This is a genomic window from Pseudomonas sp. ADPe, from assembly GCF_014843515.1.
Taxonomy (GTDB): Bacteria; Pseudomonadota; Gammaproteobacteria; order Pseudomonadales; family Pseudomonadaceae; genus Pseudomonas; species Pseudomonas citronellolis.
The window spans coordinates 7,115,760-7,130,823 of sequence record NZ_CP062122.1 but is presented as its reverse complement, the minus strand read 5'-3'; the positions used below and the strand labels follow the sequence as shown (position 1 = coordinate 7,130,823).

Below are 15,064 nucleotides of genomic sequence, written 5' to 3'. Positions count from 1 at the left end.
TCGGCGTGGAAACCCTGATAAGCGTAGGGATTCCCCCAATTACTGCCGACTCACGGATGGAATGAGCTTAGTCTTGATCTAGAGCAGTGTGAAGGAATGGCGCGCGCAAGGTGCGACACTTGGTCGCGTAACTGCGCGGAAGTTGCTCGCGCCCGGGCGGGCGCGAGCGGAGGGTGGATCAGTTGGCGTTTTCCGGGCGGGAAATGTTGTAGATGTACGCGGCCAGGACGTGGACCTTGTCCTTGCCCAGGTAGGCTTCCTGCGCCGGCATCTGGCCCTGGCGGCCATGGCGGATGGTCTGCTGCAGCTGGGCGAAGCCCGAGCCGTAGATGAACGCCCCCGGATGGGTCAGGTCCGGCGCGCCCAGGGCGGCGGTGCCCTTGCCTTCCGGGCCGTGGCAGGCGACGCAGGTGGTGGCGAAGAGTTTCTCGCCATTGGCCACCTGGGCGTCGGTCACGCCTTCGGGCAGCTTGCGGCCGTCCAGCTTGGTGGTGACGAACGCGGCCACGTCATGCACGCCCTGGTCGCCCAGCACCTCGCCCCAGGCCGGCATCACCGCGTGGCGGCCGCCGAGGATGGTGGTCTGGATGGTTTGCGCGTCGCCGCCCCAGCGCCAGTCCTGGTCGGTCAGGTTGGGGAAGCCCATGGCGCCCTTGGCGTCGGAGCCGTGGCAGATCGAGCAGTAGGTGGCGAACAGACGTTCGCCGGTCTTCATGGCCTGTGGGTCCTTGGCCACGTCTTCGACGGACATGGCCGAGTACTTGGCGAAGATCGGCGCGTATTTCTCGTCGGCCAGGGCCTGCTCGCGTTCCAACTGCTTGACCTGGGTCCAGCCGTCGGTGTAGCCCGGCAGCACGCCTTTCCAGTTGCCCAGGCCCGGGTACAGGGCCAGGTAGCCGACGGCGAAGACGATGGTGCCCACGAACAGCAGGAACCACCAGCGCGGCAGCGGGTTGTCGTATTCCTCGATACCGTCGAAGGAGTGTCCCATGGTCTGGTCGGTGGCGCCCTTGGTCTCGCCGCTGCGGGTGGCGAAGACCAGCCATAGCAGGGCGATCAGCGATCCGACGGTCAGTACGGTGATGTACAGACTCCAGAAGGTAGTCATGCTTTGTTGCTCCCAGAAGCTTGTTCATGCTCGGCGTGGCGCAGAGCCTGCGGATCGTCGGCGAAGGGCAGCAGGGCGTCGGCGTCGAAGCGCTGCTTGCGCTTGCCGCTGTAGGCCCAGAGGGTGACGCCGATGAAGGCGAGCATCACCACGACGGTGCCGAGGCCGCGGATGGTTCCGATGTCCATGGCCATCACCGCTTGTTCTTGATCGCTGTGCCCAGGCCTTGCAGGTAGGCCACCACGGCGTCCATCTCGGTCTTGCCCTGAACGCTCTCGCGGGCGCCGGCGATGTCTTCGTCGGTGTAGGGCACGCCGAGGGTGCGCATGGCCTTGAGCTTGCCTTCGATGTCCTTGCCGTCGAGCTTGTTCTCGACCAGCCAGGGGTAGGCCGGCATCTTCGACTCCGGCACCACGTTGCGCGGGTTGTACAGGTGCGCGCGGTGCCAGTCGTCGGAGTAGCGGCCGCCGACGCGGGCCAGGTCCGGGCCGGTACGCTTGGAGCCCCACAGGAAGGGGTGGTCCCAGACGCTCTCGCCGGCCACGGAGTAGTGGCCGTAGCGCTCGGTCTCGGCGCGGAACGGACGGATCATCTGCGAGTGGCAGCCGACGCAGCCCTCGCGGATGTAGATGTCGCGGCCTTCCAGCTGCAGGGCGGTGTAGGGCTTCATGCCTTCCACCGGGGTGTTGGTCACGTCCTGGAAGAACAGCGGGACGATCTGCGTCAGGCCGCCGATGCTCACGGCCACGGCCATGCACAGGGCCAGCAGGCCGACGTTCTTCTCGAGTACTTCGTGTTTCATCAGTGGGCTCCTACGACGGCGGGAATCCGGGCGGCCGCTTCAGCTTCCTCGGCTTTGGAGGAGGCGATGGTGCGCCAGGTGTTGTAGGCCATGATCAGCATGCCGCTGAGGAACACGGCGCCGCCGATCATGCGCACGACGAAGCCGGGGTGGCCGGCGGCGAGCGCTTCGACGAAGGAGTAGGTGAGGGTGCCGTCGGCGTTGACCGCACGCCACATCAGGCCCTGGGTGATGCCGTTGACCCACATCGAGGCGATGTAGAGCACGGTGCCGATGGTGGCCAGCCAGAAGTGCGCGTTGATCAGGCCGGTGCTGTGCATCTGCTCGCGGCCGAAGACTTTCGGGATCATGTGGTACAGCGAGCCGATGGAGACCATGGCGACCCAGCCGAGGGCGCCGGCGTGCACGTGGCCGATGGTCCAGTCGGTGTAGTGGGAGAGGGCGTTGACGGTCTTGATGGCCATCATCGGGCCTTCGAAGGTGGACATGCCGTAGAAGGCCAGGGAGACCACCAGGAAGCGCAGGATCGGGTCGCTGCGCAGCTTATGCCAGGCCCCGGAGAGGGTCATCATGCCGTTGATCATGCCGCCCCAGGAGGGTGCCAGGAGGATCAGCGACATCACCATGCCCAGGGACTGCGCCCAGTCGGGCAGGGCGGTGTAGTGCAGGTGGTGCGGGCCGGCCCAGATGTACACCGCGATCAGTGCCCAGAAGTGCACGATCGACAGGCGATAGGAGTACACCGGACGCTCGGCCTGCTTGGGCACGAAGTAGTACATCATCCCCAGGAAGCCGGCGGTGAGGAAGAAGCCCACGGCGTTGTGGCCGTACCACCACTGGACCATGGCGTCGGTGGCGCCGGAGTAGATGGAGTACGACTTCATGAAGCCGACCGGCAGCTCCAGGTTGTTGACCACGTGCAGCAGCGCCACGGTCAGGATGAAGCCGCCGAAGAACCAGTTGCCCACGTAGATGTGCTTGGTCTTGCGCTTCACCAGGGTGCCGAAGAACACGATGGCGTAAGACACCCAGACGATGGTGATGAGGATGTCGATCGGCCATTCCAGCTCGGCGTACTCCTTGGAGGAGGTGTAGCCCAGCGGCAGGCTGATGGCGGCCAGCAGTATCACCAGCTGCCAGCCCCAGAAGGTGAAGGAGGCCAGGGTGTCGGAGAACAGGCGTACCTGGCAGGTACGCTGCACCGCGTAGTAGCTGGTGGCGAACAGGGCGCTGCCACCGAAGGCGAAGATCACGGCGTTGGTGTGCAGTGGGCGCAGACGCCCGAAGCTCGTCCACGGCAAGCCGAGGTTGAGTTCCGGCCACACCAGCTGGGCGGCGATGACGACGCCGACCAGCATGCCGACGATTCCCCAGATCACCGTCATCACGGCGAACTGGCGGACCACCTTGTAGTTATAAGCGGTCTGATTGGTTGTGCTCATGGTATATGGGCTTCCATCCACGGTTATGGGCTAGCCCATCCCGGCGGGTTCCTTACGGCGAACGCCGCCCCTCCCCCAGGGACAGGTACTAATTACGCAACTAGCGGAGCGAAGAATGGATAAACCCCGGAAACCGAATATTGATTTTGATCAATCGCCCTCGGCGCCCGGCCCGGCGGGGGAGTGTGGCGCTTTGTCGCTGCTGTGGAACCGGCCGGTCGGTGCGTTGTCGGCGACCCTCGTCCTGGCCCACGGCGCCGGCGCGCCCATGGACAGCCCGTTCATGGACGAAATGGCCCGGCGCCTGGCCGCCCGCGGCGTGGCGGTGGCGCGCTTCGAGTTCCCCTACATGTCCGCCCGCCGCGAGGACGGCCGCAAGCGCCCGCCGAACCCGCAGAAACAACTGCTGGAGTGCTGGCGCCAGGTGTTCGAGCAGGTGCGCGGGCAGGCGCAGGGCCCGCTGGCCATCGGCGGCAAGTCCATGGGCGGGCGCATGGCCAGCCTGCTGGCCGACGAACTGGGCGCCGACGCCCTGGTGTGCCTGGGCTACCCCTTCTACGCCGCGGGCAAGCCGGAGAAACCGCGGGTGGCGCACCTGGCCGAGCTGCGCACGCCGACGCTGATCGTCCAGGGCGAACGCGATGCCCTGGGCGACCGGGCGCATGTGGCGCAGTACGTGCTATCGCCGGCGATCCGCGTCGAGTGGCTGGCGGCGGCGGACCATGACCTGAAGCCGCTGAAGGCGTCAGGTTTGACTCATGAGCAGCATCTGGAGAGCGCGGCGGAGGTGGTGGCGGGGTTTTTGGAGGGGCTTTCGTAGGGGCGAGCTTGCTTGCGAACAAGGGCGTCGCCAGGTTCGGCTTCGGAGTGGCGTGGGAGTCCGCAACCCTCTCCCCAGCCCTCGGCTGCGCGCCCCGCCCTGAAGGGAGAGGGGGCCGTCCGTGCCGATGGTGGGATATGGATTCAGCCGGAGCCCCCGGCTGACTCCAACCTCGTCAAACGCGCCGACCAGTCCCCTCTCCCTTCAGGGAGAGGGTTAGGGAGAGGGCGCGGAGTCAAGCCATGCACCGAAACCACAGGGAGCGTAGGGCGAATAACCGTTCGCGGTTATCCGCCGCCTGACCTCGGTATCCGCGCGCTGTGGACCCCGAACCCGAAGCCCCCGTTACGAACGAACACCAACACTCAACGATTGAACCGCTCCACCAGCGAATACTGGCTCTGCGCCGTCCCCGTCAGCTCCTCGCTCAGCTGCGCGGTGCGCTGGGCCTCGTCGGAGGTCTGGTCGGCCAGTTGGGCGATGGTGGCGATGTTGCGGTTGATCTCCTCGGCCACCGCGCTCTGTTCCTCGGCCGCCGCGGCGATCTGGTTGGCCATGTCGGCGATGTTGGCCACCGAGTCGCTGATGCCCGACAGCGCCTGGTCGGCCAGCAGCACCCGTTCCACGCCTTCGTCGGCCTGGCGGCGGCCGACTTCCATGGCGCTTACCGCGCCCTCGGCGGTTTGCTGCAACTTGGCGATCAGGCCGTGGATCTGCTCGGTGGATTCGGCGGTGCGCTGGGCCAGCGAGCGCACCTCGTCGGCCACCACGGCGAAGCCGCGGCCCATCTCGCCGGCGCGGGCCGCTTCGATGGCGGCGTTGAGCGCCAGCAGGTTGGTCTGGTCGGCGATGCCCTTGATCACGTCGACCACGCCGCCGATCTCGTTGCTGTCCTGGGCCAGCTGGCTCACCGCCAGGCCCGTCTCGCCCACCGAGGCGGACAGGCGCTGGATGGCCTCGCGGGTCTCGCTGGCGACGCTGCGGCCGCGGCGCGTCAGCTCGTTGGCCTGGCGCGTGGCGTCGGCGGTGCGCTGCACGTTGTTCGCCACTTCCTGGGTGGTGGCGGCCATCTGGTTGACCGCGGCGGCCACCTGCTCGGTCTCCACGCGCTGGCGTTCCAGGCCGGAGGAGCTGTGGTGGGCCAGGGTATCGGCCTGGCGGGCCTGCTCGGTGAGCTGCTCGGCGGTGTCCTGCAGGCGCGTCAGGCAGGTCTTCAGCCGCGCTTCCTGGCTGAGGATGGCCATTTCCAGGCGCGCCTGGGCGCCGCGGCTGTCGGTGTACATCTGCGCGATCAGCGGGTCCGAGGTGGTCTGCTCGGCCAGGCGCAGCAGGCGCTTGAGGCCGCGCTGTTGCCAGCCCAGGCCGGCCAGGCCGAGAGGGACGGCGAGCAGGGCGGCGAGGGCGAAGCCCCAGTGCGAGTCGAGCCAGGCGCCGATGAGGAAGGCCACCTGGCTGATCAGGATGAACGGCAGCCAGTCCAGCAGCACCGGCAGCCACAGGTCGCGGCGCGGGATCGCCGGCTTGCCGGTGTTGATCCGCTGGTACAGGGCCTGGGCGCGCTCCACCTGCTCGGCGGTGGGGCGCACGCGCACCGACTCGTAGCCGACGATCTCGTTGCGCTCGAAGATGGGCGTGACGTAGGCGCTGACCCAGTAGTGGTCGCCGTTCTTGCAGCGGTTCTTGACGATGCCCATCCACGGCTTGCCGTTCTTCAGCGTGGCCCACATGTGGGCGAACACCGCGGGCGGCACGTCGGGATGGCGCACCAGGTTGTGTGGCGAGCCCACCAGCTCGTCCCGCGCGAAGCCGCTGATGTCGACGAAGGCATCGTTGGCATAGGTGATCACGCCACGGCTGTTGGTGGTGGAGATCAGGCGTTGTTCCGCCGGGTAGGTGCGTTCACGCTGGGTGATGGGCTGGTTGTTGCGCATTCAGGGCAAGGTCCACGAAGAAGGCATGTGACGGTTTTGTTATCGGCCGGAATCAACGGAAGTTGAAGCCTTGTTCGATATTTGGCGTGGGAATATTGGCAGTGGACGATATCAAAATGCTACTTGTCACATAGTCGTAAGAGATTTTCCTATGAGCTAATAGGTTTTGTCCTTCGGGCCTGGTCGAATGAAAGGCGCGGACACGGCTTCTCGTAGGAGCGGGCCCTGCCCGCGAATCGCGCGCAGGGCGCGCTCCTACAAACACCGCGCTCCGTAGGATGGGTTGAGCGAAGCGATACCCATCACTGCAACCGCATGGGTTTCGCAAGCTCAACCCATCCTACGAAAGCGTCCTCGCGCAGCCCTCAGATCAAGCTGCGCAGCACATAGTGCAGGATCCCCCCGGCCTTGAAGTACTCCACCTCGTTGAGGGTATCGATGCGGCACAGCACCTCGAAGCTGTCCTGCTTGCCGTCCTCGCGGGTGACTTCCACGGTCAGCGTCATGTGCGGCTTCAGCTCGCCGTCCAGGCCGCGGATGTTCAGCACTTCCTTGCCGGTGAGGTTCAGCGCCTTGCGGTCCTGGCCGCCGGTGAACTGCAGCGGCAGCACGCCCATGCCCACCAGGTTGGAGCGGTGGATGCGCTCGAAGCTCTCGGCGATCACCGCCTTCACCCCCAGCAGGTTGGTGCCCTTGGCCGCCCAGTCGCGGGACGAGCCGGTGCCGTACTCCTTGCCGGCGATGATCAGCAGCGGCGTGCCCTCGGCCTGGTAGCGCATGGCCGCGTCGTAGATCGCCAGCTTCTCGCCGCTGGGCACGTGCAGGGTGTTGCCGCCTTCCTCGCCGCCGAGCATTTCGTTCTTGATGCGGATGTTGGCGAAGGTGCCGCGCATCATCACCTCGTGGTTGCCGCGCCGCGAGCCGTAGGAGTTGAAGTCGGCGTAGGCCACGCCATGCTCGCTGAGGTAGCGCCCGGCCGGGCTGTCCTTCTTGATGTTGCCGGCGGGGGAGATGTGGTCGGTGGTCACCGAGTCGCCCAGCACCGCCAGCACCCGGGCCTTCTCGATGTCGGCCACCTTCGGCGGGGCGTCGGCGATGTGCTCGAAGAACGGCGGGTGCTGGATGTAGGTGGAGTCGGCCTGCCAGGTGTAGGTCTGCGCCTGCGGTACCTGGATGGCGCGCCACTTCTCGTCGCCCTGGAACACCTCGGCGTATTCCTTGTGGAACATGGCGGTGTCGACCTTCTGGATCGCCTCGGCGATTTCCCGCTGGCTCGGCCAGATGTCCTTCAGGTACACCGGCTGGCCGTCCTCGCCGGTGCCCAGGGCGTCCTTCGTCAGGTCCAGGCGCACGCTGCCGGCCAGGGCGTAGGCCACCACCAGGGGCGGCGAGGCCAGCCAGTTGGTCTTCACCAGCGGGTGCACGCGGCCTTCGAAGTTGCGGTTGCCGGAGAGCACTGAGGCCACCGTCAGGTCGGCCTGCTGGATGGCCTTCTCGATGGGCTCCAGCAGTGGCCCGGAGTTGCCGATGCAGGTGGTGCAGCCGTAGCCCACCAGGTCAAAGCCCAGCTCGTCCAGGTACTGGGTCAGGCCGGCGGCCTTGAAGTAGTCGGTGACCACCTTGGAGCCGGGCGCCAGCGAACTCTTCACCCAGGGCTTGCGCTGCAGGCCCTTCTCCAGCGCCTTCTTCGCCAGCAGCCCGGCGGCCATCATCACGCTGGGGTTGGAGGTGTTGGTGCAGGAGGTGATGGCGGCGATGACCACCGCGCCGTCCTGCAGGTGATAGCTCTTGCCTTCGTGCTGGTACTCGACGCCCTGGCTCTCGGCGCTGCCCACCGCGGCGCCGCCGCCGCCTTCATTGAGCAGGCGCGAGACCTCCGGGCTGCGCGCGGCCTTGGGCTGCAGCGCGAGGAAGTCGGCGAAGGCCTTGCCCACCTGGCCCAGCGGCACGCGGTCCTGCGGGCGCTTGGGCCCGGCCAGGCTGGCCTCGACCTCGCCCATGTCCAACTGCAGGGCGTCGGTGAACACCGGCTCGTGGCCCTTTTCGCGCCACAGGCCCTGGGCCTTGCAGTAGGCCTCCACCAGCTTGACCGTCTCTTCCGGGCGGCCGGACAGGCGCAGGTACCCCAGGGTGATCTCGTCCACCGGGAAGAAGCCGCAGGTGGCGCCGTATTCCGGGGCCATGTTGGCGATGGTGGCGCGGTCGGCCAGGGGCAGGTCGGCCAGGCCGTCGCCGTAGAACTCGACGAATTTCCCCACCACGCCCTTCTGCCGCAGCATCTGGGTGACGGTGAGCACCAGGTCGGTGGCGGTGATGCCTTCCCTGAGCTTGCCGGTGAGCTTGAAGCCGACCACCTCGGGGATCAGCATCGACACCGGCTGGCCGAGCATCGCCGCCTCGGCCTCGATGCCGCCGACGCCCCAGCCGAGCACGCCCAGGCCGTTGATCATGGTGGTGTGCGAGTCGGTGCCGACCAGGGTGTCGGGGAAGGCGTAGGTGCGCCCGTCCTCGTCCCTGGTCCACACGGTGCGGCCCAGGTATTCCAGGTTGACCTGGTGGCAGATGCCGGTGCCCGGCGGCACCACGCGGAAGTTGTCGAAGGCGTTCTGGCCCCAGCGCAGGAAGGCGTAGCGTTCGCCGTTGCGCTGCATCTCGATCTCGACGTTCTCGGCGAAGGCGGCGTGGCTGGCGTAGCGGTCGACCATCACCGAGTGGTCGATGACCAGGTCCACCGGCGACAGCGGGTTGATCTTCTGCGGATCGCCCCCGGCCTTGGCCATGGCGTCGCGCATGGCGGCCAGGTCGACCACCGCCGGCACTCCGGTGAAGTCCTGCATCAGCACCCGCGCCGGGCGGTACTGGATCTCGCGGTCGGAGCGGCGCTCCTTCAGCCAGCCGGCCAGGGCCCGCAGGTCGTCGGCGTTGACCGTATGGTTGTCCTCCCAGCGCAGGAGGTTTTCCAAGAGCACCTTGAGCGACTTCGGCAGCTTGTCCAGGTCGCCGAGCTGCTTGGCGGCTTCCGGAAGGCTGTAATAGTGGTAGGTCTTGCCGCCCACCTCGAGGGTGCGAAGGCTGTTCAGGCTGTCCACTGCGGGCATGACGTTCTCCTCAGGCTGGATTCTGCCGGTGATCGACGGCACCGCTGCGATACTGGCGGAAAGTCCAGGCGGACTTCCTGGCTTGGCGCAAAAGGAATGCGGATTGGCAGTCATCTTCTGCATATCGGGCGGCATCCTGGCGACTTCCGGCATGCGCTCTCCGGGGCACGGCAAGCCCTGGATCGCGACTTCGGAACTCTCAAACTAGACCGCTGCGCGCGGTCCTGCCATGGGTTCTGGACCTTTTGCCGCAGCCGGGGGTTCCCCTGGCATGCGGCGAATCCGGGTGAAAGCCGGCCGCGCAGCGACTATAGTGCGCGGCCAAGGAGACACCCCGATGAACACCCTGCTACTGCATTGCCGCCCGGGCTTCGAGAACGAGGTCTGCGCGGAGATTTCCGACCTGGCCGCCGGCCTCGACGTGGCCGGTTACGCCCGCGCCAAGCCGGCCACCGCCTATGCCGAGTTCGTCTGCCAGGAAGCCGACGGCGCCGACCGGCTGATGCGCCAGCTGCGCTTCGCCGAGCTGATCTTCCCGCGCCAATGGGCCCGCGGCACCGGCTTCGTCCAGTTGCCCGAGCAGGACCGCATCGGCGCGCTGCTGGAGGAGCTGGGCCCGTACCCGCTGTGCGGCAGCCTGTGGCTGGAAGTCTTCGACAGCAACGAAGGCAAGGAACTGTCGACCTTCTGCCGCAAGTTCGAGAAGCCCCTGCGCGCGGCCCTGGTCAAGGCCGGCAAGCTGCGCGAGGACCCGAGCCTGCCGCGCCTGCTGCTGACCTTCCGTTCCGGCCGCGAGGTCTTCGTCGGCCTCGCCGAGCCGCGCAACAGCGCCATGTGGCCGATGGGCATCCCGCGCCTGAGGTTCCCCCGCGAGGCGCCCAGCCGCTCCACCCTCAAGCTGGAAGAGGCCTGGCATCACTTCATCCCGCGCGGCGAATGGGACAAGCGCCTGGCGCCGGGTATGCTCGCCGTCGACCTGGGCGCGGCGCCCGGCGGCTGGACCTGGCAGCTGGTCAACCGCGAGATGCGGGTGATCGCCGTGGACAACGGGCCCATGGCCGAGAACCTGATCTACTCCGGCCTGGTGGACCACCAGCGCGCCGACGGCTATGTGTTCCGCCCGCGGCAGACGGTGGACTGGATGGTCTGCGACATCGTCGAGAAGCCGGCGCGCACCGGCTGGCTGATCGACACCTGGATCGGCGAGGGCCTGTGCCGCGAGGCGGTGGTCAACCTGAAGTTGCCGATGAAGCAGCGCTACGCCGAGGTGCGCAAGATCCTCGAACGCCTGCGCGAGAGTTTCCGCGAGCGCGGCCTGCGCGTGGCCATCGGCTGCAAGCAGCTGTACCACGACCGCGAGGAAGTCACGGTGCACCTGCGACGCCTGTAGGCGCCGGCGACCCGCGACCTTCGGCGACTTGCCGTTGCGCCGCGCAGCGACCATGCTGTGCGGCGCACCCCCTCCCGGAGCCGCTCGTGAAGCGAAAGTTGCCCTCGCTGCTGGGCAGTTACAGCCGCATGTTGTTGCCGCGCCGTGGCCTGGGCCGCGGCGAGCGCCTGCCGAACCTGGCCATGGACAGCCGCAGCCTGCGCTTCGACGCCCGCCACCTGCGCGCCTACCGCCAGCACTTCGGCCTGGACCCGGCGCTGGGCGTGCCGCTGCTCTACCCGCAGGTGATCAGCCTGCCGCTGCACCTGCGCCTGCTCAGCCGCTCGCGCATGCCGCTGTCGATCCTCGGGCTGATCCACCTGCGCAGCCACATCCAGCGCTACCGCATGCTCGACGAGGACGCCCAGTTGCAGCTGGACTGCCGCATCCTCACCAGCCGGCGCAGCCCGCTGGGGCTGGAGGTGGATGTGGCGACCGAGGTCTGGCACCACGACATGCTCTACTGGCAGTCGATCACCACCTACCTGCGCCGCGGCGACTTCCTCGACGACCACGCCGAGCCCGACGCGCTGCCCGAGCGCGCCCAGTGGCACACCCTCGACGTGCCCGCACACCCCGGCGTGCAGTGGCGCGTGCCGAAGATCGCCGGCTGGCGCTACGCCGGCCTGAGCGGCGACTTCAACCCGCTGCACCTGTCGCGCCTGATGGCCTCGCGCTACGGCTTCGGCAAGCCCTTCGCCCACGGCATGTGGAGCCTGGCGCGCAGCCTCACCGGCCGGCGCCTGGCCGAGCAGGTGCGCCTGGACGTGCACTTCAAGGCGCCGCTGCCGCTGGGCAGCCAGGTGCGCCAGAGCCACCGCCGCCTGGGCCACAAGGAACAGTGGGCGCTGCTGCCGGTGGACGGCGGCGACGAGCCGATGCTGCTGGCCCAGCTGGACGAGGCGCCCGCCGGGCCGTTGCGCTGATTCAGCGGCCGGCCGCCAGGCGTGGCTGGAGCGGCAGCAGGGCGGGCAACTGCACTTCGCCCTGCAGGTCCACCGCGGTGAACTTCCAGGAACTGTTGAACAGGTACTGGCCGCTGAAACCGCTGACCAGCAGGCCGATCTCGTCCCCCGCCGCCAGGCTGGCGCTGACCGCGTTGAGCCGCGTGGCGCCCTGGTTGAGCAGCGGCTTGACCTGCTCGTCCAGCGCCCGCGTGCGGCCGTCTGCGCCACGGATCGCCAGCGAGGCGAACAGCAGCGCCTGGTCGCCCGGGCCGAGCGGCCGGGCCAGGCGAATCTCCGCGCTGCCGAGCAGGGCGCTGGGTTCGGCGACCTGCTGCAGCGGGATGAAGGTGCGGGGCTGCAAGAGGCCGCTGCTGACCGGGCGCACCGGCGTTGGCGGCAAGGCCACGACGGGGCCGGGTGCGGGCAGCTCGTCCAGCGCCAGGCCCTGGTCCAGGTCCAGGCTGACGCACAGCGACGGCACGCTGTCGGCGGCGCCGGGGCGTTGGCGCAGCTTCTCCTCGTACCAGGCGAGGATGCCCTGGTAGAGGTCGATGGCGCGCCCGCCGCAGTGGATCACCGGCTCGTTGTTGAACGGCGGCAGGCCGCTCCAGGCCTGCAGCGGCGGCGGCAGGATATGCCCGCCCTGCATGCCCAGCAGGCGCACCTCGGCGCTGCCCTGGCGCAGGCACTGGCGGATCTGCAGGCCCTGGTCGAGGGGGAACAGGGTATCGCGCAGGCCCTGGATCAGCAGGGCGTCGGCGTGGGGCCGGCGGCCCTCGGCGCAGTAGCGCGCCAGGCTGTGGGCGGCCAGTTCGGCGCGCACCGGTTCGGCCATGCGCCCGCTGGCGCTGTGCAGGTAGTCGGCCTGGGCGAACTTGCCCAGGTCGTAGCCGGTGGCGATGCCCAGGCCGAGCAGCACGCCGCCCCAGCCGATCTTCAACTGGCCGCCCGGGGCCAGGGCGTCGCCGAGGTCGTACCAGGTGGCGATGGGCACGATGGCGTCGATGCGCGGGTCCTCGCTGGCCGCCAGCAGTTGCACGGCGCCGCCGTAGCTCTCGCCGAGCATGCCCACGCGCGGGTCGCCCGGGCCGTCCATGCGCAGGCGCGGCAGGTGCGCGGCGGCCCAGTCGATCACCGCGCTGGCGTCGCTCACCTCGAAGCGCGGGTCCATCATCTCGATGCGCCCGTCGCTGCCGCCCCAGCCGCGCTGGTCGTAGCTGAGCACCCAGTAGCCGGCCTTCCAGGCCTTGAGCGCGGCGCGGCCGGACATCATGTTCTTGCCGTAGAAACCCTCCGGCCCGGTCACCCGCCAGCCGCCCCAGCCGTGGGTGTGGACGATCAGCGGCGCCGTCTCGCCGGCCTTGAGCGCTGGCTGGAACACGGTGGCGGACAGCCGCGTGCCGTCGCGGGCGCTGATCACCGCGTCGTACCAGGTGGCGGGCAGGTCCTGGCCGGCGCTGGCGGAATAGTCGGGGAGGTTGTCGCGGGCGGCGCAGCCGGCGAGCAGCAAGGCGAGGCAGAGCAGGGCGGGCAGGCGCATGGGCGGGGACATCCGCTGTCGGGGAAGGCGCCGAGCTTAGCCCAGCGGGCCAGGCCACGGGCCCGACGAAAGATTGGCCCGCCGCCGTTCGCTCGCCAGGCGTGACCCTGCCCCCGCTTTGGGCGACAATGCGCCATTCGTTTTGCGGAGCCTTTCCATGTCCCAACCTGTCGACGCCATTCTCGACGCCACCGGCCTGAACTGCCCCGAACCGGTCATGATGCTGCACAACAAGGTGCGCGACCTGCCGGCCGGCGGCCTGCTCAAGGTCATCGCCACCGACCCTTCCACCCGCCGCGACATCCCCAAGTTCTGCATCTTCCTCGGCCACGAACTGGTGGAGCAGCAGGAAGAGGCGGGCACCTACCTGTACTGGATTCGCAAGAAGCTCGATTGAGCTGTCATCGCCGACGATGTTTCCTGGGCGTAGGGCGAATAACCGTTCGCGGTTATCCGCCGTTTGGCCTTGGCCGAACCCCGCTCGGGGCCGAGCCTGGACATGCTTGCGGGAAGCGCCAGGCCCGGCCATGGCGTTGACGATGAGATAGGCCAGTCGGCGGATAACGCCGTAGGCGTTATGCGCCCTACGCCGGCCACCACGAAACACCTCGCGCTTGACCTTTCCATGGCGAAAACGAATGCTGCCCGTTCTCCATCATTGGAAATGGACATGCCCGCCATGAAGGCCCTGGACATCGAGGCCGTGCAGGCCTTCGTGCTGGTCGCCGAGCTGAAGAGCTTCACCCGCGCCGCCGAGGCCCTGGCCAGCACCCAGTCGGCGGTGAGCCTGAAGATCAAGCGCCTGGAAGACCACCTCGGCCGCCGCCTGCTGGAGCGCACGCCGCGGTTGGTGCGCCTGTCCGCCGACGGCGGGGTGTTCCTGGAGGCGGCCCGCGGCCTGGTGGCGGCGCACCGCCAGGCGCTGGGCGCGTTCGCCGGCGGCCAACCCAGGCGGCTGGTGGTGGGCATCAGCCACCATATCGTCGGCGCCGAACTGCCGGGCTTGCTGCGCCAGCTCACCCGCGCCGAGCCGGGCCTGCTGCTGGAACTGCGGGTGGACAGCTCGCGGGAAACCCTGGAACGCTTCGACCGTGGCGAACTGGACGTGGCCCTGGTGCTGCAACAGGGCCCACCGCGGCAGGACGGCGAGGTGGTGCTGCAGGAACCCTTCGCCTGGATGGGCGCTGCCGACTTCCAGCCATTGCCCGGCCAACCGCTGCCCCTGGCCACCCAGGCCGAGCCTTGCAGCGTGCGGCGCATGGCGGTGGACGCCCTGGACCAGGCCGGGGTGGCCTGGCGCGAGGTGTTCGTCGGCGGTGGGTTGATGACCATAGGCGCGGCAGTCAGCGCCGGGATAGCCGTGGCGGCCCTGGGCCGCCGGGTGGCGCCGGCGGGCTGCGAGGACGTGGGGGCGCGGCTGGGGCTGCCGGCGTTGCCGGGGCGGGATGTGTTGTTGTTTTCTCACCCGCGGGATGCGCAGGCGCGGGGGATGTTGCGGACGTTGGTGGCGGCGGTGCGGAGTACGGTGGGGTAGGGGATGGCTATCCGACCTGGGGGCTTTTCGTAGGAGCGAGCTTGCTCGCGAACGAGGCTTCCTGGGACTTCAGCGCCAGACCAAGAGCACCCTCTACCCAGCCCTCGGCTGCGCGCCCCGCCCTGAAGGGAGAGGGGGCTAGTCCGTGCCGAGAAAGGATTTGGTGCCAGCCGGCCACTCGGCGCAAGCCGGCTAACGCGGAAATACCAGCGCACGCCGAACGGTCCCCTCTCCCTTCAGGGAGAGGGTTAGGGAGAGGGAGCGGAGTCAATCCGAAACATCGCAGTTACCGGGAAACTCCATTCGCGAGCAAGCTCGCTCCTACGAAAAGCCCACCCTCACCCCACCAGCACCCGCGCCACCCGCGCCACGCCCCAGGCCATGCCCAGCACCAGGAAGGCGCCGAAGGCCAG

Annotated in this window: 13 protein-coding genes; 6 read left to right on the top strand and 7 right to left on the bottom strand. The window is 68.4% G+C overall.

Annotated features, from left to right (window positions below):
* Window positions 1-178 precede the first annotated feature (178 nt).
* From ccoP to ccoN, 4 genes are read right to left on the bottom strand one after another with little or no spacing between them, the layout of a single operon-like run.
* Window positions 179-1,108, bottom strand: a complete 930-nt coding sequence (ccoP, locus tag IG194_RS32085; RefSeq protein WP_009622818.1) for a cytochrome-c oxidase, cbb3-type subunit III — start codon at window positions 1,106-1,108, stop codon at window positions 179-181.
* Window positions 1,105-1,296: a CcoQ/FixQ family Cbb3-type cytochrome c oxidase assembly chaperone gene (locus IG194_RS32080; RefSeq protein WP_024128706.1), complete on the bottom strand. Its 192-nt coding sequence runs from the start codon at window positions 1,294-1,296 to the stop codon at window positions 1,105-1,107. The genes ccoP and IG194_RS32080 overlap by 4 nt, the downstream gene beginning before the upstream one ends.
* Window positions 1,297-1,301: 5 nt before the next feature.
* Window positions 1,302-1,910: a cytochrome-c oxidase, cbb3-type subunit II gene (gene ccoO, locus IG194_RS32075; protein ID WP_009622815.1), complete on the bottom strand. Its 609-nt coding sequence runs from the start codon at window positions 1,908-1,910 to the stop codon at window positions 1,302-1,304.
* The gene (ccoN, locus tag IG194_RS32070; RefSeq protein WP_058490028.1) at window positions 1,910-3,352 is read right to left on the bottom strand and encodes a cytochrome-c oxidase, cbb3-type subunit I; all 1,443 of its coding nucleotides are present in this window, start codon (window positions 3,350-3,352) and stop codon (window positions 1,910-1,912) included. The genes ccoO and ccoN overlap by 1 nt, the downstream gene beginning before the upstream one ends.
* Before the next feature lie 115 nt (window positions 3,353-3,467).
* Here ccoN and IG194_RS32065 point away from each other — a divergent pair, with 115 nt between their 5' ends.
* On the top strand, window positions 3,468-4,172 hold the full coding sequence (locus IG194_RS32065) for an alpha/beta family hydrolase (protein ID WP_318652537.1): 705 nt from the start codon (window positions 3,468-3,470) through the stop codon (window positions 4,170-4,172).
* Between the two features lie 365 nt (window positions 4,173-4,537).
* On the opposite strand, the gene IG194_RS32060 is transcribed toward IG194_RS32065, so the two are convergent.
* Together IG194_RS32060 and acnA are read right to left on the bottom strand one after the other, a co-directional pair.
* Window positions 4,538-6,103 (bottom strand): PAS domain-containing methyl-accepting chemotaxis protein, encoded by a 1,566-nt coding sequence (locus tag IG194_RS32060; RefSeq protein WP_058490026.1) that lies wholly within the window; start codon window positions 6,101-6,103, stop codon window positions 4,538-4,540.
* A gap of 365 nt (window positions 6,104-6,468) precedes the next feature.
* The gene (gene acnA, locus IG194_RS32055) at window positions 6,469-9,201 is read right to left on the bottom strand and encodes an aconitate hydratase AcnA (RefSeq protein ID WP_058490025.1); all 2,733 of its coding nucleotides are present in this window, start codon (window positions 9,199-9,201) and stop codon (window positions 6,469-6,471) included.
* A 28-nt stretch (window positions 9,202-9,229) separates the two neighbouring features.
* Here acnA and IG194_RS32050 point away from each other — a divergent pair, with 28 nt between their 5' ends.
* The 3 genes from IG194_RS32050 to IG194_RS32040 all read left to right on the top strand — a co-directional run bounded on the left by IG194_RS32050 (window position 9,230) and on the right by IG194_RS32040 (window position 11,556).
* The gene (locus tag IG194_RS32050) at window positions 9,230-9,409 is read left to right on the top strand and encodes a hypothetical protein (protein WP_141679764.1); all 180 of its coding nucleotides are present in this window, start codon (window positions 9,230-9,232) and stop codon (window positions 9,407-9,409) included.
* Between the two features lie 129 nt (window positions 9,410-9,538).
* Window positions 9,539-10,591, top strand: coding sequence for a 23S rRNA (cytidine(2498)-2'-O)-methyltransferase RlmM (gene rlmM, locus IG194_RS32045; RefSeq protein ID WP_043271865.1), 1,053 nt, complete (start codon window positions 9,539-9,541; stop codon window positions 10,589-10,591).
* Between the two features lie 86 nt (window positions 10,592-10,677).
* Window positions 10,678-11,556 (top strand): MaoC family dehydratase, encoded by an 879-nt coding sequence (locus IG194_RS32040; protein ID WP_043313255.1) that lies wholly within the window; start codon window positions 10,678-10,680, stop codon window positions 11,554-11,556.
* A gap of 1 nt (window position 11,557) precedes the next feature.
* Here IG194_RS32040 and IG194_RS32035 read toward each other — a convergent pair whose 3' ends face one another.
* Window positions 11,558-13,117: an alpha/beta fold hydrolase gene (locus IG194_RS32035; protein ID WP_058490024.1), complete on the bottom strand. Its 1,560-nt coding sequence runs from the start codon at window positions 13,115-13,117 to the stop codon at window positions 11,558-11,560.
* A gap of 157 nt (window positions 13,118-13,274) precedes the next feature.
* On the opposite strand from IG194_RS32035, the gene tusA reads away from it, so the two are divergent.
* Both tusA and IG194_RS32025 read left to right on the top strand, forming a co-directional pair.
* Window positions 13,275-13,514, top strand: coding sequence for a sulfurtransferase TusA (tusA, locus tag IG194_RS32030; RefSeq protein ID WP_009622807.1), 240 nt, complete (start codon window positions 13,275-13,277; stop codon window positions 13,512-13,514).
* A gap of 273 nt (window positions 13,515-13,787) precedes the next feature.
* A complete protein-coding gene (locus IG194_RS32025; protein ID WP_225617152.1) occupies window positions 13,788-14,651 on the top strand; it encodes a LysR substrate-binding domain-containing protein in 864 nt (287 codons plus the stop codon).
* Window positions 14,652-15,064 lie beyond the last annotated feature (413 nt).

Coding starts and splice junctions, on each gene's coding strand:
- ccoP (WP_009622818.1), bottom strand. CDS start 1,108: ATGACTACCTTCTGGAGTCTGTACATCACCGTACTGACCGTCGGATCG.
- IG194_RS32080 (WP_024128706.1), bottom strand. CDS start 1,296: ATGGACATCGGAACCATCCGCGGCCTCGGCACCGTCGTGGTGATGCTC.
- ccoO (WP_009622815.1), bottom strand. CDS start 1,910: ATGAAACACGAAGTACTCGAGAAGAACGTCGGCCTGCTGGCCCTGTGC.
- ccoN (WP_058490028.1), bottom strand. CDS start 3,352: ATGAGCACAACCAATCAGACCGCTTATAACTACAAGGTGGTCCGCCAG.
- IG194_RS32065 (WP_318652537.1), top strand. CDS start 3,468: ATGGATAAACCCCGGAAACCGAATATTGATTTTGATCAATCGCCCTCG.
- IG194_RS32060 (WP_058490026.1), bottom strand. CDS start 6,103: ATGCGCAACAACCAGCCCATCACCCAGCGTGAACGCACCTACCCGGCG.
- acnA (WP_058490025.1), bottom strand. CDS start 9,201: ATGCCCGCAGTGGACAGCCTGAACAGCCTTCGCACCCTCGAGGTGGGC.
- rlmM (WP_043271865.1), top strand. CDS start 9,539: ATGAACACCCTGCTACTGCATTGCCGCCCGGGCTTCGAGAACGAGGTC.
- IG194_RS32035 (WP_058490024.1), bottom strand. CDS start 13,117: ATGCGCCTGCCCGCCCTGCTCTGCCTCGCCTTGCTGCTCGCCGGCTGC.
- tusA (WP_009622807.1), top strand. CDS start 13,275: ATGTCCCAACCTGTCGACGCCATTCTCGACGCCACCGGCCTGAACTGC.
- IG194_RS32025 (WP_225617152.1), top strand. CDS start 13,788: ATGCCCGCCATGAAGGCCCTGGACATCGAGGCCGTGCAGGCCTTCGTG.